Origin of the sequence: Kamptonema formosum PCC 10802 (assembly GCF_000332335.1) — a bacterium.
In the GTDB taxonomy this organism is placed as follows: domain Bacteria; phylum Cyanobacteriota; class Cyanobacteriia; order Cyanobacteriales; family Oscillatoriaceae; genus Oscillatoria.
On record NZ_KB235952.1, the window covers coordinates 132,644 to 158,268 of the forward strand.

Consider the following 25,625-nt stretch of genomic DNA (forward strand, 5'->3'; position numbering starts at 1 on the left):
GTTGGGCTTTAGCCCAAAGGTTTGTAGTTGGGCTTTAGCCCAAAGGTTTGTAGTTGGGCTTTAGCCCAAAGGTTTGTAGTTGGGCTTCAGCCCTACAAACTGGGGTTGACGCCACAGCGAGGGGAGATGCTATAATCAAGGCGCTCCCTCCTGTAACCCCCGGCTGCCTGTCAGCGCTTCTCAGCCGCCGGTGAGCGAGCAGCGAGCGAGGCTATCAGCCGCCCCTGAACCTGACCTTTTGGTGGCTGTCTCACCAACACAAGTTTGCAAGCGCCATGCGATTCCGTGACAAACACAAGCTAAAATAAGAAAAAAAGGTGATTTGCTATGAGCATTCCAGAAATCAAGGCAGCAGTGATCCAACTCTCACCGAAAGAACTCGCGGAATTTGTCCAATGGTTTGACGACTACCAAGAGTCTCTGTGGGACAAACAAATTGAGGCAGATTTAAAAGCCGGCAAATTAGACCATTTGATTCAACAAGCAGAACAAGCATTTAAGGAAGGACAATGCCGGCAAATTTGAAGCATTTCACAACGCCTGAGTTTTGGGAATGTTACCGCCAGCTGCCGAGAGAGATTCAAGAACTGGCAGACAAGAACTATGAATTGCTCAAGGCAGATCCGAAACATCCATCACTGCACTTCAAGCAGATTGGCAGTTTGCGCTCGGTGAGAGTAGGAAAAAACTATAGAGCGTTAGGTTTGGACAAGCCAGAAGGAGTTTTGTGGTTTTGGATAGGTTCTCACAGCGATTATGATGCTATACTGGGCCAGAAATAGCGAAAACCACAGAACAAAGCGCTGCAAGCCACTCTACTTCCCACCCCCCCCTCACGAGATCGCCACACGAAACCCAATACTGGGATATCGAAAACCGGCATCATAGCACAATCGGTTAGCGCACCGGCACTCATCCGCCACAGTGTACCACGCCCCATCCGGCAATGCTTCGTCGGGTGCCCCCACTTCCCCCGAGCTCTCCCATCCGCCGGCGCGCCACTGTAACTGTGATGCCAGCTATCCTAACACCACTCCCAGACTCGCCCGTGCATATCCTGCAACCCCAGGCATTCGGCTTTTTTTGCCCTGCCAGTGAGCTGATTCCGGGCGTTCGAGGTTTCCCAGGCACAGTTTTGAACCGGCTGTTTAATTTTACCAGAACTGTACAGCGTTTGCGTGCCGGCGCGACAAGCTTATTCCCACTCCACCTCCGCCCTTTGGCGGTAGCGCTTCGGTGAGTTCTCCACTCGCTCCCTTTGGATGTTCACATTGTGGTAGTGTAAAGATGTGCGCACTCTAAATTAGATGGCATATCAGTGGGACAGTGACAAAGCCGCAGCGAATCTTCGCAAGCATGGCATTGATGAAAGCTGATGCCGTGTCAGTCTTTTCAGACGATTTGGCCATAACCGTCCCAGATGAGCGTTTCGATGAAGAGCGATTTATCACAATTGGGATGGATGCCTTTGGTCGAATCTTGGTAGTCCTGTATACTTGGCGCAGCAATGATATCCGATTGATTTCTGCCCAAAAAGCCAGACGCAGCGAGCGAATCCAATACGAGGAAGGATAACCGATGGAAGCTGAATATGATTTCAGTCAAGGAAAGCGAGGGGCGATCGAACCGGCACCCCCAGGAAAAACTCGCATTACGATCCCATTAGACGATGAGGTGCTGGCGTGGTTTCGCGAACAGGTTCACCTAGCCGGTGGGGGAAACTACCAGACGTTAATTAATGACGCACTGCGCCAGTACATCCAACAGCGTCGCGAGCCGTTAGAAGAAACCCTGCGGCGAGTTTTACGCGAGGAGCTCGCACGAATTGGCAAATGAAGTGCCAGTACCCATCCATCTCTATCCCACCTGTCCTCAACAGTGCTATACTAGGCCATAAATAGCGAAACCCACACAACAAAGCGCTGCAAGCCGCTCTACTTTCCACCCCCCTCACGACATTACCACACGAAACCCAATACTGGGATATCGAAAACCGGCATCATAGCAAAACCGGTTAGCGCAGCGACAGTCATCCGCCAAACTATACCACGCCCCGCCCCGCACCACATGCTTCATCGGGTGCCCATCAACCCCCCAAGCACTCCCATCCGCCGGCGCGCCACTGTAACTGTGATGCCAGCTATCCTCACACCACTCCCAGACTAGCCCGTGCATATCCTGCAACCCCCAGGCATTCGCCTTTTTTTGCCCCACCGGCTGAGTTTGATGCCGCGAATTCCAAGTGTACCACGCACTCTCTCGCAGCATCTGTTTCGTATCCGCAAAACTGTACAGCATTTGCGTGCCGGCGCGACAGCCATACTCCCACTCCGCCTCCGAAGGCAAACGATAACACTTGCCAGTCAGTTGCGAAAGTCGATCGCAAAACTCAACCGCCTCCCACCAGCACACATTCTCCACCGGCTTCTTCGCACCGCTAAAATGTGAGGGATTGCTCCCCATCACCGCCTGCCACTGCTCCTGACTCACCGGCGTCTTACTCATACAAAACGCCCCCAAACTCACCCGGTGCTGCGGCATTTCCCGGCGCAACCACGTTTCCACATCCCAGCGCTTAAACCAGTCTTCCAACCGCAAAACCCGCTCAATATCTTCCGTCGAACTCCCCATGTAAAAACTGCCGGCAGGAATCCCAACCATATCAAACACCACCCCACCGGCAAGCTTCTCCTGATAGTTCGCTCGCCGCACCGGCACAGCACTCGCATTCCTCCCACCCCCCGGCGAGCGAGTACCGGCACTCTCCCTATCCCTTCCACCATAATACCCCTCCGGCACAACCTTAACACCGGCAGTCGGAAGAGAAACATATCCCCCCTCTACCGCACCCGGAGGCACAACCTTACTAAAACTCGGAGAAAGCGGCAAAAGCACCGTCACCCGCCCCAAATCCGCCGTCGGATCTAAAGCAGCCATAACCTGAGCTGCACTCCAGCGCTGCTTGTAATCCTTCACCAAACACCCCCCCACAATCGACCTAAAAGGAGCCGGCAACTCACAGGGTATATCAGGCGCTTCACAACTCACACGCTGCATCATTTCTGCCACATTATTGCCCGCAAAAGGATGTTTACCCACCAGCATTTCCGCTATCACCACCCCCAGGGACCACAAATCCCACGCCCGCGAAATCTTCCCCACATAAGATTCTGGCGGTGCGTAAGCAATCGTCCCCACCTGATTGCTAGGCGAAGTCTCACTGCTGGTGCGGTTTTCCAGCAGCTTGGATATCCCAAAATCCGTCAGTTTCCACTGTTCCCCCACCCGCATAATATTAGCCGGTTTCACATCGCGGTGAACAATGCCCCGTTCGTGCAAATACTGCAGAGCACCCGCCAAATTCTTCACCATCGCTTTCACTTCCACTAGCGGAATCCCCCCCCGCTGCAACCGCTTAACCAGCGACTCTCCCGCCAGTTCCATCACCAAACCCAAACACTCAACCCCTTTCAGCCAGCCCTGTTCTGGACTGAACCCCTCCAGCAACCCCGGATGTTTCAGAGAGATAGCAGTTTGCAACTCCGCAATTTGACGCTCTTGCTTCCCGCTTTCATTAGAAAAAATCTTGATAGCAACTTCCCGCATCACCCTATCTGCCACCACCTCGTCCGCCAGAAACACAGCACCAAACGACCCCGCACCCAAGAGTTTTTTTAGGCGATACTTGGGGGTAAACCACTCATCTTCAAACATTCGCCAGAACTGATTTGGGTTCATTGATTTGCTTCCTTTGGTAGCGGGCATGGGGCATGGGGCATGGGGCATGGGGCATTGGGCATTGGGCATTGGGCATGGGATTATAATTGCACTATCATTGCAATTAATCTGCCTTACATCATATAGCAGTAGCCATTTAGGTTAGGACATAGGACCGGCGTCTCGCCTGTCCCTGTCCCTACTGCCCAGTGAGATGCCCTGTCCTGACCCGACTGTCTATTGCTATATAATTCAAATGGCGAAATTAACCTGAAAATGCCTAATTTTCTAGCCGTAGGGGTTTATTCCATGCTGCTAATTTTCAATGTATTTATCTTCACCGGCTGCCAGTTGAGTCAGGGCTGAGTGCCTTGGGCTGACCCAATTGCAGGGCTGCTGCTAGTTTCAGGAGTGAGGGATGGCCCCCAAACATAATCGCGCACGGATGCCACAAAAGCTTCCCGTTTCTGTCGCTCTTCCATCGAGACTTGCTGCTGGTGGGCTCGCGTCTCCTGCAGGAAGGCAGCCACTTGCTGCTGGCGGTGGCGCAGTTCCTCTTGGCGTCGCACTCGTGCGGCGTACCACTGATCTTTAAGAGACACGATTTTAGCTCCTTTCCCGCGTTATTGTCTACAGAATACAAAAACAAGCGTCCTTCAAACATCCCTTCCCCCGATTGAGTCACGCACTGCGACTGCGCTTAAGCTGAGAGCTGGGCAACTGGTCAGCTTGGCGGAGGGCGCGATTGGGGTCTTTCCCATACCAGAGCACTTCACCCATCTGGACTCCAAATTTGTCCTCTAGGGTGGCGTGCATTTGGGTGAGCACCTGTTCCGCTTCGTCACAGACAGCAGCGGTGTTGCCGTCAACCGTCGCCACGCTGTGCTTGACAAAGCCGTCTACATCATAAAACACCTGTCCCGCAATTGGGACGCTGACACTGATGCCAATGCCTGTGCCGGTGGTGGCTCCCAGGATGGCAGCGCTGGCTGGGTGGCCAGGATGCTCTGGCTGGTGGAACGCAATCCTGAAACCCATTTCCTGCAGTGTCTGGGCAATGCTGTCAGCAATATAATCCCGCCGGTCTGCCTGCAGCTGGGCGGTATTGGCTGTCTGGACAATGGTTTGAGAGCGCTGGCGGATCTGGCTTAAACTGGTGAGAGCTTGTTGGGGCCGGCCCTCCCGAATGGCCTGACCGGCGGCATTGGCCAGAGCTTCCAGTTCCGCTACCGCTGCCCTTTGCCAGCGCATCACGGCGGGATCAGCCTTCAAACCGGCCAGAATCACCTGGAGTTCTGCCAGCTGCCGGTTTGCTTGCGCCTGCAGGTGCCGGCCCGCACCTCGCCCCTGAGCAATCTGGCGCAGGTGCTGGTGTACGAGCGCCGTTGCTTCTGCCAGAGGGCGGCGCACCGCCGCCGGGTCCCCCTGAGCGAGGGCTGAGCGCACCCGCTGCAGGACGGTCCGCACCTGCTGCCGGCCCGCCGCATCCAATTTTAGGGCTTCGGCGTCGGGAGTTTCAGCGGCACGCTGTTCCAGTTCCTCCAGTTCCAGCAGCTGGTGCTCAATGTCTCCAAGCCGTTTCTTTTCCGCTTCATCGCGCCGCTTGCCCTGCAGCGCTTCTTGCAAGGCCAATTCGATTTTATCCAGTTCTTGTGAGATTTCCAGCAGTTGCGCCTCCGACTGCGCCTGAGCGACCGGCGCTACTTGGCTGTTGGCGCGATATTGCAAAGTTAGGGCATCCTGGCGGTAGAGATTGGCCCAAGCCGCGTGCAAGCCGGACAGCAGCGCCTGCACCCGCATGCCGGTCTGGTTGCGAAACACCTCCAGCTGGCGCACGAGCTCCTGCGCCTCCGCTTCCTGCCGGCCTCTGGCCTCGGCCTCGGCCCGCCGCTGCCGCTCAGCTTGCAGAATCTTTTGTTTCCACGCGGCAATTTCAGCCTCTGAAAACTTAGGGCTGCCACTCATAGGACCTTCCACTATTTATCATTGGTAGCTCTGGCCTTTTTTATCGTAATCCCCTGACGCTCCATACGGGCTTCAAATTCGGCCCGGAAGCCCTTGAGCGCGGGGACGCCGGTGAAATAGAATGCGCCGGTCAGGTCTACGCCGAATTCTATGCCGGCAGAGCGATCTCCCGCTGCTAGGTGCTGTGTTAAAATATGGCGATACCTTTCAGTGAGCGGTAACAGTCTCTGGTTGCTGGAGCCGCGCCAAAGTAAGTCGCCGTGTTCTGACTCGATATAGGGACCGTCAATGAGCAAATCGACTCGTTCGAGCAAAGATTTTTGCGCCGGCGTGCCGGTGCGCCCGAGCCGCTCCCACCGGCTGCCGGTGTAGCAGACCACACCTAAGTCTTTATGCCGGCGAACCATATCAATCAGACTCCCCAAACCGGCAGCTTGCAGCATCGGTTCCCCTCCCGAAAGGGTGATGCCTTCAATATCTTTTTGTGATATAATCCAGTTTGCCAGTTCCGCAACAGTGATGGTTTCCCCACCGGCTCTGTCCCAGGATTCCGGAACCACACAGCCCGGACAGACTTCCTCACAGCCCTGCACCCAGATTGCCGCCCGTTTGTGCGGGCCCAGTACGCTTACGGGGGACTGCCGGCGAAAAATGCGCAAGATATCCTGTTTGAGAGTATTGTAAATATTCATTAAGAATTTAGCGCTCGGCCAATCCTTATGGTAATTTGTGAGGGATTGCCCTCACAACAGTGTAACAGATAGGGGGTACAGCCAAAAATGACTTTCGTTACCTTCAAAGGTGGAAAATCAGTTGAGGGAACGGCTGGGCGACCGAAGGCTAGGGAATGCCGGTGTGGGGGGCGGTGCTGTGTTTCACTGATGCCATTGAAGCGAGCTGCGAACAGGAGATGAGACTGAGCCGCGCGAAAGGGTAGGGGAACACCCCACATTCGAGCGGGCGCGCCTCCCATATTATGTCCGGTCAATTGCCCGCAAAGAATGTTTATATGCCGCTGACTCTTTCTTCTTGGCGTCCTTGGCGTCTATGGCGGTTCATCATTAAAACCCCAGAGCAAGCCCGCCAACAGTCTCATGAGTTCAGAGGCAAAAAAGCCTGGGTTTGGGTTTAACAAAAGAGCCGGTGGAAATGTGGGGGAAGTCCCGCATGTGCCCACCGGCAGGGGAAAATGACAGTGCGGTTGACGGCAAGTGCGCAGGATAAGAAAATATGGGAGGGGAGCTGGAATGGCATCTCTGTTAAAGTCATGGCAGGAGAGCGGGGGGAAGTAGCCAATGCCAATGTTCATGAAACAGCCGGTAGTAAAAGTTGACACGCTCAGGCTGACATTAGCCGGCATCACCCTGGGCTTTCCCCTAGAGTCCCGCCACAGGCGAGCGGTCAATCGGGCAGCGCAGCAGGCAGCGCCGGCGCAAAGAATGGTGCGCTCGACGCTGCCAGCAGACGCATTCCCAAATGCTTCCAGGTTTGATGGCGTCAGTGACAAGTTGGAGATGCCCTACGCACCGGAGCTAAACCCGGCCAGTTTCACGGTAGAGATGTGGGCAATGGTTCAGGGGGGCACCGGCTACCAGTCGGTACTGTCGTCAGTGGCGGGCTCCCCTCTAGAAGGGCGCAAGGGCTACCTGTTTTGCCTGACGCCCTCACGCCAGTGGCAGTTCTGGATAGGGAGTGGGGAGCCAAAAGCATTCTGGCGGACGCTCAGTGGACCGCAGGCGGTGCCAGATGTCTGGACACATCTGGCAGGGACCTACGACCGGCAGTCCCGGACAGTGACATTCTATGTGAGCGGACAGGAAGTCGGGCGGATAAGTGGCGTGCACTGCGAGCCGAATGACCGCAATCCCACCCGTGTCGGAGCCGGTGCCACAGAGCAGTGGGGGGCGAGCCCTTGCTTTTTTACCGGCAAAGTGGCGGAGGTTCACATTTGGGATAGGGTGCTCGCAGCGGCGGAGATTCAGGCACTGGCAGCGGGGCAGTCGATAGACGTTCAGGCAGAACGGATAGGCGAGATGGGTTCCGAGGGGCAGGATGGGGAGCCAAACACCGGCAGCACGAGGGCACAGCGCTCGCCAGCATGGGAGAGCCCGCCCCCAGATAGGTTCGCCGGCTTGTCGAGCGCAGTCCCAGAGGCGGCATTGAGTTCCGGAGGGTGGGAGCCGAGTTTTGAGAGTTCTCTGACGCGCTCGCCGGTGGCGGAACAGCCCCTGGCGTGGACCGAAACGGCCACAGGGAGTCCTGTGTCTGAACCGCAAACCGCGCTCTGGCAAATTGGCAGCCGGGGTCAGGGAGTGCAGGGGGTGCCGGCGGCGACAGGAGCCTGGACGCCGGTGTACAACTACACGGTAGGAACAGACCCTGACCCGATTAATCGCCCCACCATACCCTCGTGTCTGGTTCCCGTCACAGCAAACACGATTCCCAATTCAACCAGCCAGCTTAACATACACTTTATCCTGCCAGAGGATTATACTGAAGGGCAGTTGGTTCTCTGTTACGACCGCTACGGATCGGGGGAGGACAGCATATTTCTGGACGGGGAAAGGATTGCCACCACACCGGGCGCAGAAAGGGGCAAGCTCAAGCAAAGTCAAATCCCACTGGGATGGGCTGCCAAAGGCTATCACACCATCTCAATTACAACATCAAACAGTGCGGATAGCGCACACGTAATAGACTACCTGCAACTAAAAACTGTAAAACCTATGCTTTCTAATCTGACGTCCCAAATTTCTCCCTCAGGCAATCAGTCTCAATCAGGAAGCAGTCAAGAAGGGGGCCTGAGCGCAAGCGGGCAGCGCGGTCAAGATGCCGGCGGCATGCTGGGGGGATTGCTGTCTCCAGCAACAGGTCTGTTGGGTCAGGCGACAGGGGCGCTCGGAGGGGTCACGGGCGCTGTGGGTCAGGTGGCAGGGGCTGCAGGAGGCGCAGGCGATCTGCTCGGGCAAGCTACAGGACTGCTGGGAGGCTTGACGGGCGCTGCGGGCGGTCAAGGAGGAGCGGGCGGTCTGTTGGGCGGTGTGCCGGTGGTGGGAGGTCTGCTGGGCGGCGGCGGTCAAGGCGGGGGCGGCGGCGGTCTGCTAGGAGGTCTGCCCCTGGTCGGAGGGGTGCTGGATCAAGTGGGCGGGATTGCGGGGGGCCTGCCCCTGGTGGGAGGCGTGCTCGGTCAAGTGGGCGGGATTGCCGGTGGCCTGCCTGGTGTCGGGGGCGTGCTCGGTTCGCTGCCCGGAGTGGGAGGGCTGCTGGGTCAGGGGGGCGCTGCAGGGGGTGCCGGCGGACAGATGCCGGCTGCCGGTGCCCTATCCGCCCAAGCCATTGTCCAGCTGGCTCAGCTCGTCGCCCAGATGAATGTGCTCCTGGCCCAGATGACTCAGCTGCTCAACCAGATGGCAGCTGCCGGTCAGGTTCCAGGCGGGGGAATTCCGGGAATGGGCGGGGGAATTCCGGGAATGGGCGGGGGAATTGTTGGAATGGGCGGGGGAATTGCTGGAATGGGCGGGGGAATTGCTGGAATGGGTGGGGGAATTGCTGGAATGGGCGGGGGAATTCCTGGACTGGGCAACCTGTCTGCGCAACAGGTGGCGCAACTGCAACAGCTGGCGCTGCTGCAACAGCAGCACGCGCTCTCACCGCAACAGGTGGCGCAGCTGCAGGCACAAATCCTGCAAGGGGGGCCGAGGTAGGAGACTGACAGTGCTCTGGTGAGCTATGAGACCCTCATGGCGCGAATTGCAAGAATTGCAACAAAAGCTGGCACGGGCAGGAGTGTTTGAGAGAAATGCCAGCCGGCAAGTCTGGGGCGGCAGCGCTCCGGTAAATTCTCAGGAGCTAGGCTTGCCTGAGTACAGCTTTTTTTCTCAATCAGAAGAACTGCCGGTTAATGCTATGCGAAGTCCGAGATCTGCTGGGTACAGACCTGTATCGCCCCCTGAGAGTAAGCCGTTTATCCTAGAGCAGGGGGCGCGAGCGTCACTGCAAGAAGTGGGGGGTTTGAGAGAAGTTCTGGCAGAACTGCAGGATCTGGTAGCGCTACCCCTGAAGCGTCCGGATTTGCTGGCCAGACTGGGTTTGGAGCCGGCACGTGGGGTTTTGCTGGTCGGACCGCCGGGGACGGGGAAAACCCTGACCGCTCGCGCCCTGTCAGAAGAGCTGGGCGTGAATTACATCGCTCTGGCGGGGCCTGAGATTATAGGGAAATACTATGGGGAGGCGGAGCTGCGTTTGCGGCAGGTGTTCCAGAAAGCCACGGCCTCAGCGCCTTGCCTGATTTTTATTGATGAGATTGACAGCCTCGCACCCAATCGCTCCACCGTCGAGGGGGAGGTGGAGAAGCGCGTCGTCGCTCAGCTGCTGAGTTTGATGGATGGCTTCGCTCAGCTGAATGGGGTGATTGTGCTAGCGGCAACCAACTGTCCCGACCGGGTAGACCCCGCCCTGCGCCGTCCGGGCCGGTTTGACCGGGAGGTGCATTTCCGGGTTCCAGACCGGAATGGCCGGTTGGAAATTCTCAGGATTCACACTCGCTTTATGCCCCTGGAGCCCTCGGTGAATCTGGGGGGGCTCGCGGATCTGGCGGTGGGATTTGTCGGCGCTGATTTGCGCGCTCTGTGTCAGAAGGCGGCGTATAACGCTTTGCACCGTTTGGCTCCGTCTTTGAACTCAGCGGGAGCGGAGATCCTCAGCATCAGTTACCAGGATTTTTTGCAAGCCTTGAAGGATGTCAAGCCCTCCGTCCTGCGCCCAGTGGCGGTGGAAACTCCCACCGTTACCTGGGATCAAATTGGCGGGCTGGAATCGATTAAATATATCTTGCAGGAATCTGTAGAGGGCGCGCTGCTCTATCCGGAACTCTACCGGCACATGCGAGCGGTAGCCCCACGGGGGATTCTGCTGTGGGGTCCGCCGGGAACCGGCAAAACACTGCTGGCCAAAGCTGTAGCGGCTCAGGCAAGGGCAAATTTTATTTCTGTCAATGGACTGGAACTGCACAGCCGCTGGGTGGGGGCGTCGGAGCAAGCTGTGCGCGAACTGTTTGCGAGAGCCAGGCAAGCTTCGCCCTGCGTGATCTTTATCGATGAAATTGACACTCTTGTGCCGGTTAGGGGGGGGTCTGACGGGGACTCCGGTGTCAGCGCTCGTGTTGTTGGCCAGCTTCTTACGGAGATAGATGGCATAGAGTCCTGTAACGGCGTTCTGATTATTGGTGCTACCAACCGGCCTGATATGATTGACCCCGCTCTGTTGCGAGCCGGTCGTCTGGATTTGCAGCTGAAGGTGGACTTGCCTGATGTTACGAGCCGGCTGGAAATTTTGCGGGTTCACAATCGCGAGCGCCCCGTGGCAGACGATGTTAACCCTGTCACTTGGGCTGTGCGCACGGAAGGTTGGAATGGTGCCGAACTCGCACTGCTCTGCAATCAGGCTACCCTGCAAGCGATTCGGCGCTATCGGGTGCAAGGATTCACGAATTTAATGGCTCTCCGTATTGTGGCAGCGGATTTTGAAGTGGCCTATCAATTTCTGCTGCAGCGCCGCAACACTGCCGGCAGTCACGGAAGTGGCTCGTAGGGCGGGCTCGCTCTCAATCTTTGGGAGGTATAGCAGTATGCACTTAGGTTCGTACCTTTCGGCCTCTTTTGCACCCCCGCACTCCGGCTCCTATTGTTCTAACCCATATTACTGCTGGGATATAGACGTAGGGGAGGCGGACGCTGGGCCTGAAGGTTTAATGTCCTAATCTAAGTGGCTACTGCTATAAAAGATATTTATCCCTCTTCTGTCACTTTGGGGCAATTTGACGAATTTGCGCTATTTCAGGCAACGACAGATCCGGCTTTCATCCTTGTTTGACAAAAGAGGGTTATAGCAGTATGCACTTAGGTTAGGACATTAGATCGAGACGTCCGGCGTTAGCGCAGCGGCTCGTAAGCGCTACGCCGTACCTACGCCTTTTTCCCTAGGTCACTGACGTCCTAACCTATATGACTGCTGCTATAGCAGCAGCCAGTTAGCTTAGGGCATTAGATCGAGAGGGCACGGAGGGAACGCCTGCCCTACGCCTTTTATCCCTAGGGCACTGATGTCCTAACCAATAGGACTGCTGCTATATATCAACCGGCTCGTATGGCGCAGGGCGCGGCTTAAGCGCGTTTTTATTTGAGTGGTGAGAGGACATTTGCTGGAAATGTCGCCGGTTGCAGTGAGGGGTGCCGAAGCAATTAGAGGGTTACTTGAGGAGCCCACTGTCGCATGGCTTCGCGCAATCGCTCCACCTCAGCTGCAACCTGCGCCGCACACTGCGGGAGCCACCGGCGCGCATCAGCAATACAGTATCCGGTTAATTGCCTGCCATTAATTTCTCTGCCCTGAACCCCGGAAGGGGGTTCTGTGCCGGCACCTCAGGAGTGGGAACGCCGGGAGCATCCCGGTTGTGCAAACAAGCCCAAATGAATGCCACAATGATTTCAGCAGGGGGTAGGAGGAGAAGATTTTTAGGCCAAGAAATCCCGGAAACGGGATTGAAACGGAACGCCGGGGCTGGCTATACAATTGGAAATCTCTCCCCCTCTGTTTTAATTGCGGTCGGTTGAGCCGGTGTGATATAATTGTAAGTTTGGCAGTCTCTTCAAAGCCTAAAGATCCCAAATGCCCGCCCTCGCAGCCTCTCAGCGTAATCTGCCGGCTCTGGAATCACCCTCTGGGAAGCCTTTGGGGCGATTAACCGCCGCTGATAAAAGCTAGACGCCGCTCTGCCTCCTTTGGAAGGAGTGGTCTGACGTCCTGCTGTGCCACGATTAGGGCTGCCAGTTTTTTTAACTCGCCACAGCTTGAGCGTATCGCAGTCTGGCAGTGCTGCTGCGCTCCAATCGCAATAGATATCAGGATAGCAGAAGATTCCGTCATTTCTGGGCACGGCAGGGCCGGCTCGGCTACGCCCTCGCCCAACGCCGGTGGGTCGCTGCGCAGCACACAGGCTTTCTTGTAGGCGGAAGCGCGCCACACCGGCCACTCCAATCAAGCCGGGCACGCGCCCCCCGCCGCCGCCAACATCACCGCTGCGCACACCGGCATACCGGCCCCTTGGATGTGGGGGCAGCCGGTTCCACAAGGGAGGCGGGGGGCTTTCTTGTTGGCGGAAGCCAGCCCGACCGGCCACCCCAATCAAGCCGGGCACGCGCCCCCCCGCCGCCGCCCTCGATCACCGCTGCGCACACCGGCACACCGGCCCCTTGGATGTGGGGGCAGCCGGTGAGGCAAACCCCGGAGGCGGGCGGAGTTAAAGGCGGTTCAGGCAAAGGGGCCGACGCTGCCTGCAGGCGGCAAAAATTTTAAGCCAGTCAGGCCATTTCTTCACTGTAGCCTGAGAGCGCCGGTTTTCTGACAGAGAAAGCGATTTGCCACCGGCACCGGCGTGCGGTGGGGGAGGGGCTGCCGGTGCCGGCGCTCGCGAGCCAGCTGGCAGAAGCCCTGGCGGGGATTAAATTTGCTGGCCATTGGCCGGCTTAAAGCTAGGAGGAGCCACCCCCTTCAACGAGAGTCTAGCTGTTCTGAGCGCGATGGCAGCAGAGCGCCCGAGGCCGGCCTCGGGCGAGCCGGCTGGCGAGGGGGTATTGTGCACTGCCTGGGTCGCCGACTGCAAGGGCCTGAAGGGCCGGCCATCATAAACTACTGCTTTCAAAGCCGGTGGGCCTGCCTGCGATTTGAGGCTCCCACTCTGCTGTTATTGGTCTATCTTTCCATCTTTTTTTTTATCTGCCCCTTTCAAGACTTCGCAAGGGGACATTCTCCTTTGACAGCGGAATGGCCAGCCGGCTTCCTTCAGGCTTTTACTGCTTCCCGAACCCAGCAGTCCCAATTGTTAAATTTTGTTAAATCTCTGTAAACCACACTTTTTGGCTAGACACTTTCAAAAAATCGCGCTAAAATAGTAAGCAGAGCAGACGAAGAGGGTCGGGAGAGCCCAAGGGGCCACCTAAAATACTAAATTTACTGGCTAGTCCGCTCACTCCAGTCCAGTGTCTAACTTAGAAGTTGCAGAGTGTGTCGACCATGAAAGAGCTTTTAACCGACTACATAAATCCGCGCTATCTCACAATCGTGATGGACGATATCGCTAACGGTACGGGAAAGTCTGCCCATACGCTGTCCTTCCCAAAACAAAAGCCCAAGCACGAAAAACCGGAAGATGCCTGGAAATGGGACTACATCTTTTTAATTGTTGTTGAGGGGGAAGGGGGACTCTTTTGCAGCTATCGCATCCTGCGGTGCTGGCTGGAGTCGGTGATTCACTTGCTGGCCAAGTGTGGGGAATGGGCAGAGCTTGAAAAATTGATTAAGCTGACGGAAATGGACATAGAGACCCATGCCTACACTGACGCGAACAAACAGGCATTGCGGGCGGTGTTGCAGAAGCAAAAAGTCCGGTTGCAACAGCTAAAAGCTAAAGCCATCACCTTTGAGAAAGCCCTAGAGCGCGCCAAATGGTGGGTGTTTCTCTTTAAGTCCTGTATGAGCAAGCGTTACTGGAATTTGGCCAATAAATTGAAGGACGTACACAAGGGTTACTTCGATCACTACCCAGAACTGCTGGAGTGGGTGGAGCAGGTGGCCCTCGAACAGCTCGAATGGCTGCGCCAATCGAAATCGCGGTCCCGGAAGCGCTGGCAGGTACAGGATCGGTGCCGCCGAGGTCTGGCCCAACTCTGAAACGGCTGACCGCCTGGAGTAACGAGCGCCTGCGCAGTGGGGTTCTGGCACAGCCGTGGCGTGCCGCTGGGAAACTTAGGGCTACCTTCGAGATGGCCGGCACATCAACGCTGGCAATGAAATAAGACTTCCCCTCAGCCCGGGAGAACCGGCCCCAGGCGCTGCGGGTACGGCTTGACAAACCGTATCTGGGGGATGAGCGCTCTCCGCGCAGGGGAGGGGGCACAATAAGAACAGCTCTGTGTGTTTAACTGAGGTCGCCCCGGCACTTGCCTGCGGAGGACAGTCACTGCCATTGCTTAAATCCAGCGTCTCCCATGCCTGGAACAAGTCCGGGCGCAACCTTGGGGCGCTCTTGTCACCCTGGAAGGGGGTGCGCCGGTGCCCAGTTGGGGTGGCTCTGGCGGCGGCTCTGGGAGGGAAGGTGGGGATTGCGGGGATGGGGGGAGAGATGTTCCGCCCCTGAGGCAAATTTATCTATTTTCCGGAAGAATACTTATATACAAAATCGGTCTGGAGTCGGGTTTATTTAAAAACTTTTTTGCCGGATAATTTGTTGTTGGCTCGCTCGCGTGATAGTAAAGCAGGCGGGAGGGCGGAGGAATGTTCCCGCCGGCCTCGGGCTGGCCCGCCTGTATTTATTGGGCCCAGTGCCGGCGTGCGAGAGCTGTCACGCTCTCCCCAGCAGACTGTTTTTGGCGGAGCTGTTTTTCACAGCCACGGTCTACCCGGCATGACTTCCCAGAGTTTACTCTCATTCTTTAGGGATTGCCGCTCAGGTTTTACGCATTTAATTTGCACTATCTATTTCTATTCTCTCCTTCCGGGGCGAGGCAGGACGCTCCCCTTAGCCTATAGTAACGCAATCTGGAGGCACTGCCTCTTTTAAACGGAAAAGCAGGTTAAAAGCCTAACAGCTTAATGCCGGCAGGGGGAGAGGGGGCCCGAAGTAGGGCGAGCCGGCATTGAAGCCCCTCTCAAAAGAGCCTTCTGGGGCTTGTGGGCAATCACCGGCACTGCCGGGGTGGGGTGGGAGGACAGGTATTGGGGCGAGGGGGCATTGCTTTGAGCCGAAGGCATTCAGTGCCGGTAGGGAGCGATCTAAGAAGCGCTCGCGGCAGGTGTGGGGGATCGCCGGCACCCCCGGTGCGGGAAGACGAGTATTGGGGCGAGGGGGCATTGCTTTGAGCCGAAGGCATTCAGTGCCGGCACAGGTGCAGGGGCGTTTACCGGTGGGAGGGCGGGTATTGGGGCGAGGGGGCATTGCTTTGAGCCGAAGGCATTCAGTGCCGGTAGGGAGCGATCTAAGAAGCGCTCGCGGCAGGTGTGGGGAATCGCCGGCACCCCCGGTGCGGGAAGACGAGTATTGGGGCGAGGGGGCATTGCTTTGAGCCGAAGGCATTCAGTGCCGGTAGGGAGCGATTAAAGGAGCGCTCGCGGCAGGTGTGGGGAATCGCCGGCACCACCGGTGCGGGAAGACTGGTATTGGCGCGACGGGGGCGTTGCTTTCAGCCAGAGATCCGGAGTGCCGGCACCGGCGGGCGATTCCCCTCGGCTGCGAGTGCCCGTGCCCGCTGCAATAGCAACAGCGCTGCTGCTGTCCCGCACTGGTGAGTTGCAACTTCGGCGCACTTGGCGCTCCTGTGATAAATTAAGCTTTATAATGGCATCTACCGGCTAGAACAATATTCCTAAATCCCCACTTCCAAGGGCTGTGGAGATGATTCCTCTTTTAAGGCCAATAAAGTTGATGGCCTGCGGATTCTACGCCGGCTCTCCCTTGAGAATTCTAAAGAAAATCTAATCCGGAGATCCGGTGGGTGCGCTACAACCGGCACCGGCAGCGCCAGCAGGAGGATTGCTCCTGTAAAATTGCGGTTGCGGCAGGCAAGCAGGCATCTTTCCTGACTGGCAGACATCTTCGATGAACCCGCCCCTGCCCGCCCTCGACTCCCACACGAGCGCGCCGGTGCCGGCTGCCCGGATAAATTTGATTGCCGGCAAATCAAACCTCTTGCCAGCGAGAGAATAATACAGCATATAAACTATAGGACATCACAGCAGGAGCAAGCCTTGCCGGCACAAAGGTGAAACAGCAGCGCCACCGGTTGCAGGCACTCCGCAGTCACACGAGCGCAGTAACACAACAAGTATGGCAGTGGAAAACTCTCACACTCTCGAAGAAGAACTTGCCGGTTGCGAAAGGCACCTAGCCCTTCACCCCGACGACTGCCCAGTCTGGAACCAGCGGGGTTTAGCCCTCGAAAAGTTGGGCCGGCACTCCGATGCCATCGCCAGCTACGACAGAGCTCTCGCCCTCAAACCAGACTTTCCGGAAGCTTGGAGCAACCGGGGCGCAGCTTTAGAGCACTTGGGGCGATATCAGGACGCCATCCGGTGCTATGACCAAGCTCTGGCGATTAAACCTAACATGTCTCACGCCTGGAATTTGCGCGGCATTTCCCTGCGCAAACTCGGTCGCCACCAAGCTGCCATCGCCAGCACCACTAGAGCCCTGGTGCTTCAACCCAATGACTGCGAAGCCTGGAACAACCGGGGAATTGCCCTCTCTGAGTTAGGTCGCTATCAAGAGGCGCTCGCCAGCTACGACAGAGCCCTAGCGCTCAAGCCAGACGACTGTCAGACCTGGACGAACCGGGGCAATGCCCTGACGAAACTCTGTCGCTATGATAGCGCTACAGACTGCTACGACGAAGCCCTGACTGTCAACCCCGCTCTCGGTCACATCTGGTACAATAAGGCTTGCTGTTACGCTCTTCAAAGCAAAGTTCAGTTAGCCATTGACAGCCTGAAAAAAGCCATCACTCTCAATCCTGAGAGATACTTAGAAATGGCCAAAACTGACTCTGACTTGAACAGGATTCGCAGAGATTGGCAGTTTCGGGCTTTGATGCGAGAGCAAATCGATTGAACCAGCATTGGGGATTGGGCATTGGGGATTGGGCATTGGGGATTGGGTATAGGGCATGGGGTATAGGGCATGGGTTATGCAAGGATGCCCGGATTGGGCATCATCGTATTGGGACGCTCTTCAATTATCACTTCCCTCCTCACCCCGAACCCCGAAACCCTAACTCCTAACCCCTCACCCCTTAAGGGCATTGCTCATCCTCTGTCCCGATCACAATTGCGGTTTACTTTTTGGGCATAATTTTAGCCAATAACATACCTCCCTCACCCTCAGTTTAACCGGTCTTTCTGTTCTCTGTCAAGGGCAACCGGCTTTTTTGGAAGTGATTCTATCCGCACCGGCTCTGGGTATTCCTCAGACTGCTGGGGGGAGTAGCTGGTGTGCGGTAGCTAACCCCAGACCGCACGACACGGCTAAACTGCGAATAAGGATGAAGTAATCTGTTTTTATCCTTATCCAAATATAATATCGGGTATCTGTATTGCGCGATGCCTGTCCTGCAAGGGGAGCCGGTGGGGGTAGCATACATACCGGCTGCCGAAATTTAGGGAAGCAGGCAATCCGCAACCTATCCTCAATCTCCTGTCGCACTGCGGCGGAAATATCACCATCGCTATTCAGGCAATCTACCAGCAACCAGCTGGCAAAAGCACTAACGCTTGAGTGCTTGCCGGCACTTCGCAGCTGAAGTGCCGGTGCCAATCGCCAACCCTAGAGCCATGTTTAGCAGAACGCCGCTCTCAACCGGCTTCTTTTTCAAAGACCAAACACAGCCACCTCAGGGGGGTAATTCTTGGGTTACTTTTCGCAGATCCTCTGCTTCTTTTAGCTTTTGCCCTCTCTCATGCCCGTTCATCTTTATTATAAACAGACTTGGGTTGGGGAGTCAAGAAGATGATCCGAATCAGCTTTTAGGCTCTTGGGTGAGCCGGTAAATTAGCCCAGTGAACTGGCGGAGCTGTGGTGAGCCGGCGAATGTTCCTTGGCAGTGTTGCATAGGAAGGAAAGGCGTGCTATAATAGTAATTATATCATGTCCTAAAACTTGAATTTTATAAATTTTCCATGCTGCGGTTCTGTCATCGTTAAAAATGGCCAGACTCATAGTGGGAAGCAAAACTTTAAATGTAGAGGGTGTGGCAGACAGTTTGTTCAAAACCCCAGACATCAACCTATTACAGAAGAAACCAAAGTCTTAGTAGATAAGCTTTTACTAGAGAAAATCTCTTTAGCTGGAATTGCCCGAGTCACGGGAGTGTCTCTCCGGTGGATGCAATAATCAATCAAAAATTTGCCTCAGTCCCCAGACAGGTTCAAGTCAAATCAAAAAAAGGGCTATTTAAGAATTAAATGCGATAAAATGTGGTTATTTGTAGGCCATAATGTCAACAAACAGTGGGTCTGGCTGGATTGTGTTTACTAAAGAGATAGGAGGAGTATATATTGGGAGCATAAAAGAAGCCGATGAATTGCGATCTTTGGGATTATCTCCCACCAATTTATCGCCAATGCGCTATTAGTTACAGAGATTTTTGGAGCTATATTCCAGAGTTTTTCCTCAAAGCCGGCACCAATCAGTAGGGAAAGAAACCGGCAAGACTTCCTATATATAGCAGTAGTCATATTGGTTAGGACATTAAGAGCATGGCTTATGGGGCGTGGCGTATCATAGCAAACTCACAGCTTTTGCCCAATGCCCAATACCCATCGCCCACTCCCCCAATTTTTATGTACTAACCTAAGTGCATATTCCTATACAGCGGTTTAACAATACCCTGATGTAAAGAGTGTCAATATTAGTTAGAAAGACTCTGGCATTTTCTAAAAAACTCTCGAATCATATTGGGGCAATTTGGTATTTTATCCATCCTTATAACCTTTCTTTACAGAAGTGATCCACATCCCTGTATCCTTACCTTGCAGTACATCCAAAAGAGTTAGCATCTCTTTGCCGCATTTGTAGCTGGATTATTCGCCAAATTATATTAAGTTTCATGCCGAAACTCCTGCTATTATTTTTAATAATACAAGAAATTTTAGTTAAGCTTATTTTGCATTTACAGTAATTTATTGATTGGATAAATTTCTATTGAGCTGATAGTAAAAATATTATTCTAAAAATCACTTTTGGTGACAGATTTTCGTCAATATACTTTCAATAATAGTTCTTGAATACGGTGGGTATTAGCTTTGAATAAAGTTGAAATATAAATAGTGTAGCTACTGATATTGTGTCGCTTGAATATATCTCTTATACTGGTTAAACTCTTATCTATTGTATCGCTCAACCATATGGATAAGAACAAGCGGATATTAAGGACAGGACAATCATTTATAGGCAAAGAGGCCATACAATTTTGGACAAGTTTGGGGAATGAGTATAGCACAGGATACTAACAAGATTGTTTTGACACTATCCGAAATTATAGCACGTTTTGGGCGCTTTTTTGTGTCGAATCGTGAAGATTCAACACTTGCGATCCCAACTCTCCCTAACCGGCATATCCCAACTCTCCCTAACCGGCATATCCCAACTCTCCCTAACCGGCATATCCCAACTCTCCCTAACCGGCATATCCCAACTCTCCCTAACCGGCATATTCCAACTCTCCCTAACCGCCATATTCCCCACCGGCATATCCCAACTCTCCCTAACCGGCATATTCCAACTCTCCCTAACCGGCATATTCCCCACCGGCATATCCCAACTCTCCTTAACCGGCATATCCCAACTCTCCCTAACCGGCATATTCCCCACCGGCATATCCCAACTCTCCTTAACCGGCATATCCCAACTCTCCCTAACCTGCATATTCCCCACCGGCATATCCCAACTCTCCCTAACCTGCATATCCCAACTCTCCCTAACCTGCTTATTCCCCACCGGCATATCCCCTCTACTATCCCAGTCACCCACCCTTTGGAACCAGTCATCTGCCAATTATCAAAAACTTTTAATACTTTGATTTTTCCGGCGCACCACTACCGCCGATTAACTCATCTCTGTTTTCCGCACCAAGACTTATCCTCATCCGCACTTGCGGAAATCGGCATTGATGTCTCGCCCCCATCTTGCTGTTGACTTCCAAGTTATTCCAAACAAATGGTAGCGCAGCTGTCTCGCCTGTGCCACCCTCAGCAAACTGCCTGCCGGCATCTCTCGATTCACCCAACCTGCAACAGCAACCTAACCTTAATTTCCTATCGCACTGCGGGTAAATCATCCCAATCGCTATTCATAAAATCCACCAGCTACCAATTCTCTTGTTTGCCCCTTTATCGCCAGCGCTCTCACTTGTATTATAGCAGTAGCAACTTAGGAAACGGACATTAATCCCCAATTCCCAATCCCCAATCCCCAATCCTCAATCCTCAATCCTCAATCCTCAATCCTCAATCCTCAATCCCCAATCTCCAATCCCCAATCCCCATGTCCTAAAATTACTGTTTACTGCTATATCAAGAGAGTGTTGTGCCAAATTCAAGCCAAATAAGCGGTTATAGCCCAAATATAGTTTAGGATAGTTTAGCATAGTTTAGAATAGTTTAGGCTAGTTTAGGATAGTTTAAGATAGTTTAGGATAGTTTAGGATAGTTTAGGGGGGTGAAGCATAGCCTAATCCTAAGCCGGCATCTCCTTCCCATGAAAGATTTATCGGGGCATATTAGAAACGCGGGCAAGCGAATTCATCACAAACGCCCCCGCAATCACACTAAGCTTGACTTAAATCACCCAGGGGAGTAAAATGTCTAACTGATACAGCAAGCCGGTGCTGTGCCCTTGACCATCGCTATTGCCGTCAGCAAAGGTGCTAAAATAAACTTCCTAGAAGAGGGCATTGGTCCAGAAACCCGACTGGTGGTAGCGGGGGCGGGTTTAGTCCAACCCTTCCTAGGTGCGTTCCATATATCGGGAAAACCCACCCCCTCTCTGCAAGCCGGCTCGCCCCTGCATTTGTCACCTCTCCCTTACCACAATAGTAAGTAAAAGTCAAATTTTCTCCCCCCTATCCGAGGTCAACTTCAATCTTGGCCTCTTTAGAGGAAATGCGGTTTAGCATCGATAGCCTTCCTGATGCCGGTCGCCCTTACCCCCTACAAGCCGGCTCGCCCCGGCATTTGTCACCCCTCCCCTACCACAATAGTGAGTGAAAGTCAAATTTTTTTCCCCCCTTTCCCCCTATCCGAGGTCAGCTTCAATCTTAGCGTCCTTGGCGTCTTGGCGGTTCACCATTAACGAGGAAACTCGCCAACCGACTCAACAGATGAAGGGATTGGGTTGAGGTGGGGAAACCGGCTTTCCGCTCACCCTCCCATAGCACATTTAGAGCTGAATGTCAAGAAAGCCGGTGAATTTCCCGCCGCAGGGGGCGGTGCTATCCCCCGGAACTGCGCCCTGCGCCTTGCAACTCCGGGGGGGGAGTTTCAGACTCTTTAGCATTGAGCTTGCGGTTGAATTCCCGAATCCGGCGCGACAGGAGGCGAATAATATTAACCGCAATTCCCGGAGTCTCCTCAATCGCGTCGTAGAGTTGCTGCTGCGTCAGCATCAGGCACTCGCAGGGATCTACCGTCGTGACGGAAGCGGAGCGCGGCTCAGCATCAAACAGGGACATCTCGCCAAAACAGGCTCCCTGCTCCAGTTGAGCCAAATCTTGCTCGCCAATGTGAACCCGAACCCGCCCAGAAACGACGATGTAGAGCGAGCGCCCCTCCTGACCTTGGGTAAAAATCGTGTGATTTGCCGGAAATGAAAGCTCGTCCATAACAGAAGCAAGGCGGACGAGAAAATCATCCCGCAGCTCTTTAAAAATAGGAACTCCTCTGACAAATAATAGCCGGTCTACACTGGTAAGCATTTAGGTACTTCATCCTGACGATGCCGGTTGCCGCACGGTCAAATTTGGAGGGGTGAGGGTTGAATCCTGAATGCCTTCAAACCTCACGGCTTCAAAGTTCAAACTGCTTTATGTGGGCTCAAAACCGGCTATTCCCTGATAGCTGGAAGCCGGGCTAGCGCCCCCAGGGGAGCCGGCGGCTGCCGGTGAGTCGCCAACACCCAACTCAGCCATCATCTGCTTGACTTGCTGGGCGACGAGGCGGTCGGGATCGCTGCGCAGCATTGGTAGCAATTCTATCAGAGCGCGGGGTGATGCCACTCGCAAATAGGCAATCGCCGCTTCCCGCACAAACCCTCGGGGGTGGCGCAGACAGGCCAAAATCTGTTCCGGCGTTACAGCCCACCGGCTGGCGCGAGCTAGATGGAAGCAGCAAGCCAAAGGCCAGTCCGACAGGAAGTGGCGCAGCTCCAGGAGCCGGCGCACCCGGTCCCCGGGAGCCATAGGCTGGTACGCCACCAGATCGGAAAGACTTTGCACCTTTTCCAAATCCGAGCGCCGGTCGAGCACGCTCAGCAGGGCTCGTTTGCTCGGCAAGTCCACAGTGTTGTCCAAAATTTCCAGCCCTCGCGCCATATTCGCCCGGTTCCCGGACTTGAGATTAAAAGCCGCCGCCTGAATGCTCGAGTGGGGGTAAAGGAACTTCATCAGCAGGAACAGCCGCTCTTCCGCATCCGACTGCAAGTCCCGCAGCGCCCGCTGCAGCAGCTCAGCTTCCCGCCCCGCCACGCGCTCCGGGCTCAAATCGAGGAGCGCCCCATACAGCTGGGCGAGGAACATTAGCTCCTGGTCAATTAACAGCTCCATCCCGCTGCGCCCAAACCTGTCGAGCACCCCCTCAATCCCCGCCTCTCCCGGAACTTTCAGCAGGATGCGCAGGATGTTGCGGCGCGTCGCCCCCCAAGAGGCCATCAAGTGATTGGCCAAAGCGTCGAGTGCTTCCGGAGTGGCAATCTGGCCCATAGCGCTCCAAGCGTGAGCCCGCACCAAATCTGGCTTGTGAGTGTCTTCCGCCAGCTGAACCAACTTGCCGATCGCCTCATTTTCCAAGCGCACCAGAGCCCGCATCGCCGCGTCGCGGGTGGACTTGTAGTACAGCCCCCGCAGCAGGGAGGGGTAGTATTCCTCCAAGTGGGTGGATGCGATCACCTCCAGCAGGGCGCAGCGCACGCGCAGCGACTCGTCCTGCAGCAGGTTGGGGATATACAGCCGCAGCCCCTGCAAGTAGTCCGCCTCCCCCAGCGCCCGACAGCCCATCACCCGCTCCCGCTCCTGCTTGTGGGTGAGCATCCGCCGCAGGGCGTTCGTAGCTTCGGCTTTTTGCTCCCGGCTCCCCCGGCGCATGATCAGGGCGGCGGCGGTCCCCCGCACCACCGGGTCCACTGCCGGCGCTAAATAGGGCCTCAAGGCTTCAATATCGGGATTTGTCTCAGTCAGCCAGACATAGCGCAGGGCCAGGGCCAGGACTTCCGGCGGCAGGGGCTTGCCGATCAGCCCCCGCACCTGCTCCAGGTAAGCGGCGGTGGGGCTGGCGAGCATGGCTTCCAAACTCTGGCGCTGCAGTGCAGGCGGCAGGACTGGCAGCAGGGGCGCTAAGACCTCGCCCACATTTTTGGGGTCGATTTGGGCTAGCAGCTCAATGCAAGAGCGCTTGTCGGCTTCTGTGCCCGGCTGCTGCAGGGTTTCCACCACCGCCCGCTTCAGGGCTCGCATGTCCACATCGGAAACCCCCAGCCGCCCCCTTTCGGCGCTGGAAACCAGCAGCCCGACGTAGCGGGAGCGCAGCATCCAGACCACAGCCGCCCAAAGCAAGGACAGGAGTACCGTCAGGCTGACGATCGCCCCGCCCTCTACCCGATCGAGCATCTTGTCACCGGCACCCGGGAGCGCCAGCCGGCAGCCCCAAATGATGGCGAAAATTAGCAAGCCGGTCAGCCCGTCAGACAGGGGCTCGGCAATGCCATTCACCCACGCCTGAACATCGTCGCGATTGGCTTCCGGAATGGGCTGGAACAGGACGGGGCTCGCCCCCTCAAAGATAGTGTAGTGCAGCAATTCCTCGAAAAACTTCAGCAGCACCAAACCGCCAAAGAAAGGAAACAGCCCCGCCGCCGAGCCGAGTACCGAACCGGCACCGATGATCGCCAGCCCCCCCGGCAGGATTGTCGCCGAGACAAACACCCCGATCCGCTCCACAAGCCGGCTGGAGGCGAACCACTGCATGGCCAGCTCAAAGATGCCCAAGACACCATTGAACAGCCCGATGAACGCCGCAATCGCCGTGCCGGCATCTTCTGGATTCTGCTGCTCCAACTCGCTGAGGAACTGGAAATCCACCAGCAGGTTCAGCACCTCGGCGAGGACAAAAAAGGCAATCAGGGGCGCGACGTAGTTCCAGATTGGCCCCCGGAGCCGCTTATTGGCGAACTCAGCCTGCTCGTCCTCTTCCTCCCTGAGCGGCGAGTCGGGAAACGATTGCTTGTAAGCCTCGCTCAGATACCACAGAATCCCCGCCCCCACCAGCATCATCACGAAAGCCATGAAGATAGCGCCCTTGAGCCCCACCCACTCCAGCAGCACCGGCAGGGAAAAGCCGCTGAGCACGTCCGCCACCAAAATGCCGCTGCTGACAATCGGGAACGCCCGCTTAATTTCCCGGATATTGAACAGCTGGTTGGCGGCAATCGACGTGTTGAGGTCGTTAAGGGTGTAGATTCCGTCCAGCCACAGCCGCATCAGGAACACCGTGATCCCGGCTACCCAAGCCAGCTCCAGCCCCAAGCCCCCGAGAAACAGCAGCAGCGGAGCCGCCATAATCACAGCGATCAGCACAATCACCCGCCGCAGGGGCAGGATTTGCTGCAGCCAGGTGTACAGCCCCCCCAGCGCCGAGCCGATAATAGCACCGGAGATATAAATCCACGGCAGCTGGTCGGCTCCGTACTCTTCCAAAAACAGGCCCACCGTACTCGCCTCCAGCCACAGCACTCCCACAGAGGTTGCCGTATAGAAAGCAAACATCAGAAAAGTTCGCTCCGCTTCCTCTGGACGGAGGTTCACCCACTGCAGCAGTAGCTGCACCCATTTCCCTGCGTTCCGCTGATCTCTCAGTTCCATGCTGCGCTGATTTCCGTTGCGTGTAGATGTCCTATTGTCCCCAGGAGCGCTAACCCCACTGCCTGACTGTTTCAACTGACATCCATAATTAAAATCTTACTATTATAACCTAAAACTATCTGTTTTAGGGATCTTATTTTAAAAATTTAATGTTCCCACTTCAGGCCCTCACCCTGCTATTTTAAGGGCATAAGCCATCAAGTGTGAGGTGTGTCTGACACACCTCACACTGAATACTTGCAGCCTCAGACTGCTCCCTTCTTGCCGCTT

At 55.4% G+C, this 25,625-nt stretch carries 24 protein-coding genes and 2 pseudogenes; 11 read left to right on the forward strand and 15 right to left on the reverse strand.

Features of this window, described 5'->3' with window-relative positions; translation table 11 throughout:
- Positions 1 to 327 precede the first annotated feature (327 nt).
- Together OSC10802_RS0136690 and OSC10802_RS0136695 are read left to right on the forward strand one after the other, a co-directional pair.
- On the forward strand, positions 328 to 525 hold the full coding sequence (locus OSC10802_RS0136690; RefSeq protein WP_017721743.1) for a hypothetical protein: 198 nt from the start codon (positions 328 to 330) through the stop codon (positions 523 to 525).
- Positions 510 to 782 (forward strand): ParE family toxin-like protein, encoded by a 273-nt coding sequence (locus tag OSC10802_RS0136695; protein ID WP_017721744.1) that lies wholly within the window; start codon positions 510 to 512, stop codon positions 780 to 782. Before OSC10802_RS0136690 ends, OSC10802_RS0136695 begins: the two co-directional genes overlap by 16 nt.
- 51 nt (positions 783 to 833) lie before the next feature.
- Here OSC10802_RS0136695 and OSC10802_RS56090 read toward each other — a convergent pair whose 3' ends face one another.
- Both OSC10802_RS56090 and OSC10802_RS57260 read right to left on the reverse strand, forming a co-directional pair.
- Positions 834 to 968 (reverse strand): hypothetical protein, encoded by a 135-nt coding sequence (locus OSC10802_RS56090; RefSeq protein WP_255349223.1) that lies wholly within the window; start codon positions 966 to 968, stop codon positions 834 to 836.
- 56 nt (positions 969 to 1,024) lie between these two features.
- Positions 1,025 to 1,183, reverse strand: a pseudogene (locus tag OSC10802_RS57260) (hypothetical protein); the annotation flags it as partial.
- Between the two features lie 173 nt (positions 1,184 to 1,356).
- On the opposite strand from OSC10802_RS57260, the gene OSC10802_RS43540 reads away from it, so the two are divergent.
- Both OSC10802_RS43540 and OSC10802_RS0136705 read left to right on the forward strand, forming a co-directional pair.
- Positions 1,357 to 1,575, forward strand: coding sequence for a BrnT family toxin (locus OSC10802_RS43540; protein WP_017721745.1), 219 nt, complete (start codon positions 1,357 to 1,359; stop codon positions 1,573 to 1,575).
- A 3-nt stretch (positions 1,576 to 1,578) separates the two neighbouring features.
- Positions 1,579 to 1,836, forward strand: a complete 258-nt coding sequence (locus tag OSC10802_RS0136705; protein ID WP_017721746.1) for a BrnA antitoxin family protein — start codon at positions 1,579 to 1,581, stop codon at positions 1,834 to 1,836.
- 114 nt (positions 1,837 to 1,950) lie between these two features.
- On the opposite strand, the gene OSC10802_RS0136710 is transcribed toward OSC10802_RS0136705, so the two are convergent.
- The 4 genes from OSC10802_RS0136710 to OSC10802_RS0136725 form a co-directional block, all read right to left on the reverse strand.
- Positions 1,951 to 3,738, reverse strand: coding sequence for a bifunctional serine/threonine-protein kinase/formylglycine-generating enzyme family protein (locus OSC10802_RS0136710; RefSeq protein WP_017721747.1), 1,788 nt, complete (start codon positions 3,736 to 3,738; stop codon positions 1,951 to 1,953).
- A 335-nt stretch (positions 3,739 to 4,073) separates the two neighbouring features.
- Positions 4,074 to 4,319: a hypothetical protein gene (locus tag OSC10802_RS0136715; RefSeq protein ID WP_026099123.1), complete on the reverse strand. Its 246-nt coding sequence runs from the start codon at positions 4,317 to 4,319 to the stop codon at positions 4,074 to 4,076.
- 79 nt (positions 4,320 to 4,398) lie between these two features.
- Positions 4,399 to 5,682, reverse strand: a complete 1,284-nt coding sequence (locus OSC10802_RS45280) for a coiled-coil domain-containing protein (RefSeq protein WP_017721749.1) — start codon at positions 5,680 to 5,682, stop codon at positions 4,399 to 4,401.
- An 11-nt stretch (positions 5,683 to 5,693) separates the two neighbouring features.
- On the reverse strand, positions 5,694 to 6,374 hold the full coding sequence (locus OSC10802_RS0136725) for a 4Fe-4S single cluster domain-containing protein (protein WP_017721750.1): 681 nt from the start codon (positions 6,372 to 6,374) through the stop codon (positions 5,694 to 5,696).
- A gap of 603 nt (positions 6,375 to 6,977) precedes the next feature.
- Here OSC10802_RS0136725 and OSC10802_RS0136735 point away from each other — a divergent pair.
- Positions 6,978 to 9,386 carry a LamG domain-containing protein gene (locus tag OSC10802_RS0136735; RefSeq protein WP_082218494.1) on the forward strand — a complete coding sequence of 803 codons (2,409 nt, stop codon included), beginning with the start codon at positions 6,978 to 6,980 and terminating at the stop codon, positions 9,384 to 9,386.
- A gap of 25 nt (positions 9,387 to 9,411) precedes the next feature.
- Complete coding sequence (locus tag OSC10802_RS0136740) at positions 9,412 to 11,271, forward strand: AAA family ATPase (protein WP_017721752.1); 1,860 nt, start codon at positions 9,412 to 9,414, stop codon at positions 11,269 to 11,271.
- 1,057 nt (positions 11,272 to 12,328) lie between these two features.
- Here OSC10802_RS0136740 and OSC10802_RS52300 read toward each other — a convergent pair.
- Positions 12,329 to 12,877, reverse strand: a complete 549-nt coding sequence (locus tag OSC10802_RS52300) for a hypothetical protein (RefSeq protein WP_017721753.1) — start codon at positions 12,875 to 12,877, stop codon at positions 12,329 to 12,331.
- Positions 12,878 to 13,053: 176 nt separating this feature from the next.
- Positions 13,054 to 13,197, reverse strand: a complete 144-nt coding sequence (locus OSC10802_RS52305; protein WP_155969218.1) for a hypothetical protein — start codon at positions 13,195 to 13,197, stop codon at positions 13,054 to 13,056.
- Between the two features lie 555 nt (positions 13,198 to 13,752).
- On the opposite strand from OSC10802_RS52305, the gene OSC10802_RS0136755 reads away from it, so the two are divergent.
- Positions 13,753 to 14,409, forward strand: a complete 657-nt coding sequence (locus tag OSC10802_RS0136755; protein WP_017721755.1) for a hypothetical protein — start codon at positions 13,753 to 13,755, stop codon at positions 14,407 to 14,409.
- A 295-nt stretch (positions 14,410 to 14,704) separates the two neighbouring features.
- Positions 14,705 to 14,875 carry a hypothetical protein gene (locus tag OSC10802_RS52310; protein WP_155969220.1) on the forward strand — a complete coding sequence of 57 codons (171 nt, stop codon included), beginning with the start codon at positions 14,705 to 14,707 and terminating at the stop codon, positions 14,873 to 14,875.
- 444 nt (positions 14,876 to 15,319) lie between these two features.
- Here the strand turns inward: OSC10802_RS52310 and OSC10802_RS52315 are convergent, their stop codons facing one another.
- The 3 genes from OSC10802_RS52315 to OSC10802_RS0136765 form a co-directional block, all read right to left on the reverse strand.
- Positions 15,320 to 15,811 (reverse strand): hypothetical protein, encoded by a 492-nt coding sequence (locus OSC10802_RS52315; RefSeq protein ID WP_155969222.1) that lies wholly within the window; start codon positions 15,809 to 15,811, stop codon positions 15,320 to 15,322.
- Between the two features lie 20 nt (positions 15,812 to 15,831).
- Positions 15,832 to 16,041, reverse strand: a complete 210-nt coding sequence (locus tag OSC10802_RS0136760; protein ID WP_155969224.1) for a hypothetical protein — start codon at positions 16,039 to 16,041, stop codon at positions 15,832 to 15,834.
- A 168-nt stretch (positions 16,042 to 16,209) separates the two neighbouring features.
- Complete coding sequence (locus tag OSC10802_RS0136765) at positions 16,210 to 16,449, reverse strand: hypothetical protein (protein ID WP_017721758.1); 240 nt, start codon at positions 16,447 to 16,449, stop codon at positions 16,210 to 16,212.
- A 112-nt stretch (positions 16,450 to 16,561) separates the two neighbouring features.
- Here OSC10802_RS0136765 and OSC10802_RS43550 point away from each other — a divergent pair, with 112 nt between their 5' ends.
- Positions 16,562 to 17,341 (forward strand): tetratricopeptide repeat protein, encoded by a 780-nt coding sequence (locus OSC10802_RS43550; protein WP_017721759.1) that lies wholly within the window; start codon positions 16,562 to 16,564, stop codon positions 17,339 to 17,341.
- A gap of 354 nt (positions 17,342 to 17,695) precedes the next feature.
- Here the strand turns inward: OSC10802_RS43550 and OSC10802_RS52320 are convergent, their stop codons facing one another.
- Positions 17,696 to 18,043 (reverse strand): hypothetical protein, encoded by a 348-nt coding sequence (locus OSC10802_RS52320; protein ID WP_155969228.1) that lies wholly within the window; start codon positions 18,041 to 18,043, stop codon positions 17,696 to 17,698.
- Between the two features lie 342 nt (positions 18,044 to 18,385).
- On the opposite strand from OSC10802_RS52320, the gene OSC10802_RS57110 reads away from it, so the two are divergent.
- Positions 18,386 to 18,619 (forward strand): IS1/IS1595 family N-terminal zinc-binding domain-containing protein, encoded by a 234-nt coding sequence (locus tag OSC10802_RS57110; RefSeq protein WP_445727665.1) that lies wholly within the window; start codon positions 18,386 to 18,388, stop codon positions 18,617 to 18,619.
- 475 nt (positions 18,620 to 19,094) lie between these two features.
- A pseudogene (locus OSC10802_RS52325) lies at positions 19,095 to 19,235 on the forward strand (IS1 family transposase); the annotation flags it as partial.
- A 572-nt stretch (positions 19,236 to 19,807) separates the two neighbouring features.
- Here the strand turns inward: OSC10802_RS52325 and OSC10802_RS0136780 are convergent.
- The 3 genes from OSC10802_RS0136780 to OSC10802_RS0136790 form a co-directional block, all read right to left on the reverse strand.
- A complete protein-coding gene (locus OSC10802_RS0136780; RefSeq protein ID WP_017721761.1) occupies positions 19,808 to 20,281 on the reverse strand; it encodes a hypothetical protein in 474 nt (157 codons plus the stop codon).
- Between the two features lie 1,435 nt (positions 20,282 to 21,716).
- Positions 21,717 to 22,199, reverse strand: a complete 483-nt coding sequence (locus OSC10802_RS0136785; protein WP_017721762.1) for a Crp/Fnr family transcriptional regulator — start codon at positions 22,197 to 22,199, stop codon at positions 21,717 to 21,719.
- Positions 22,200 to 22,307: 108 nt separating this feature from the next.
- Positions 22,308 to 25,355, reverse strand: a complete 3,048-nt coding sequence (locus OSC10802_RS0136790; RefSeq protein ID WP_017721763.1) for a HEAT repeat domain-containing protein — start codon at positions 25,353 to 25,355, stop codon at positions 22,308 to 22,310.
- Between the last annotated feature and the right edge of the window lie 270 nt (positions 25,356 to 25,625).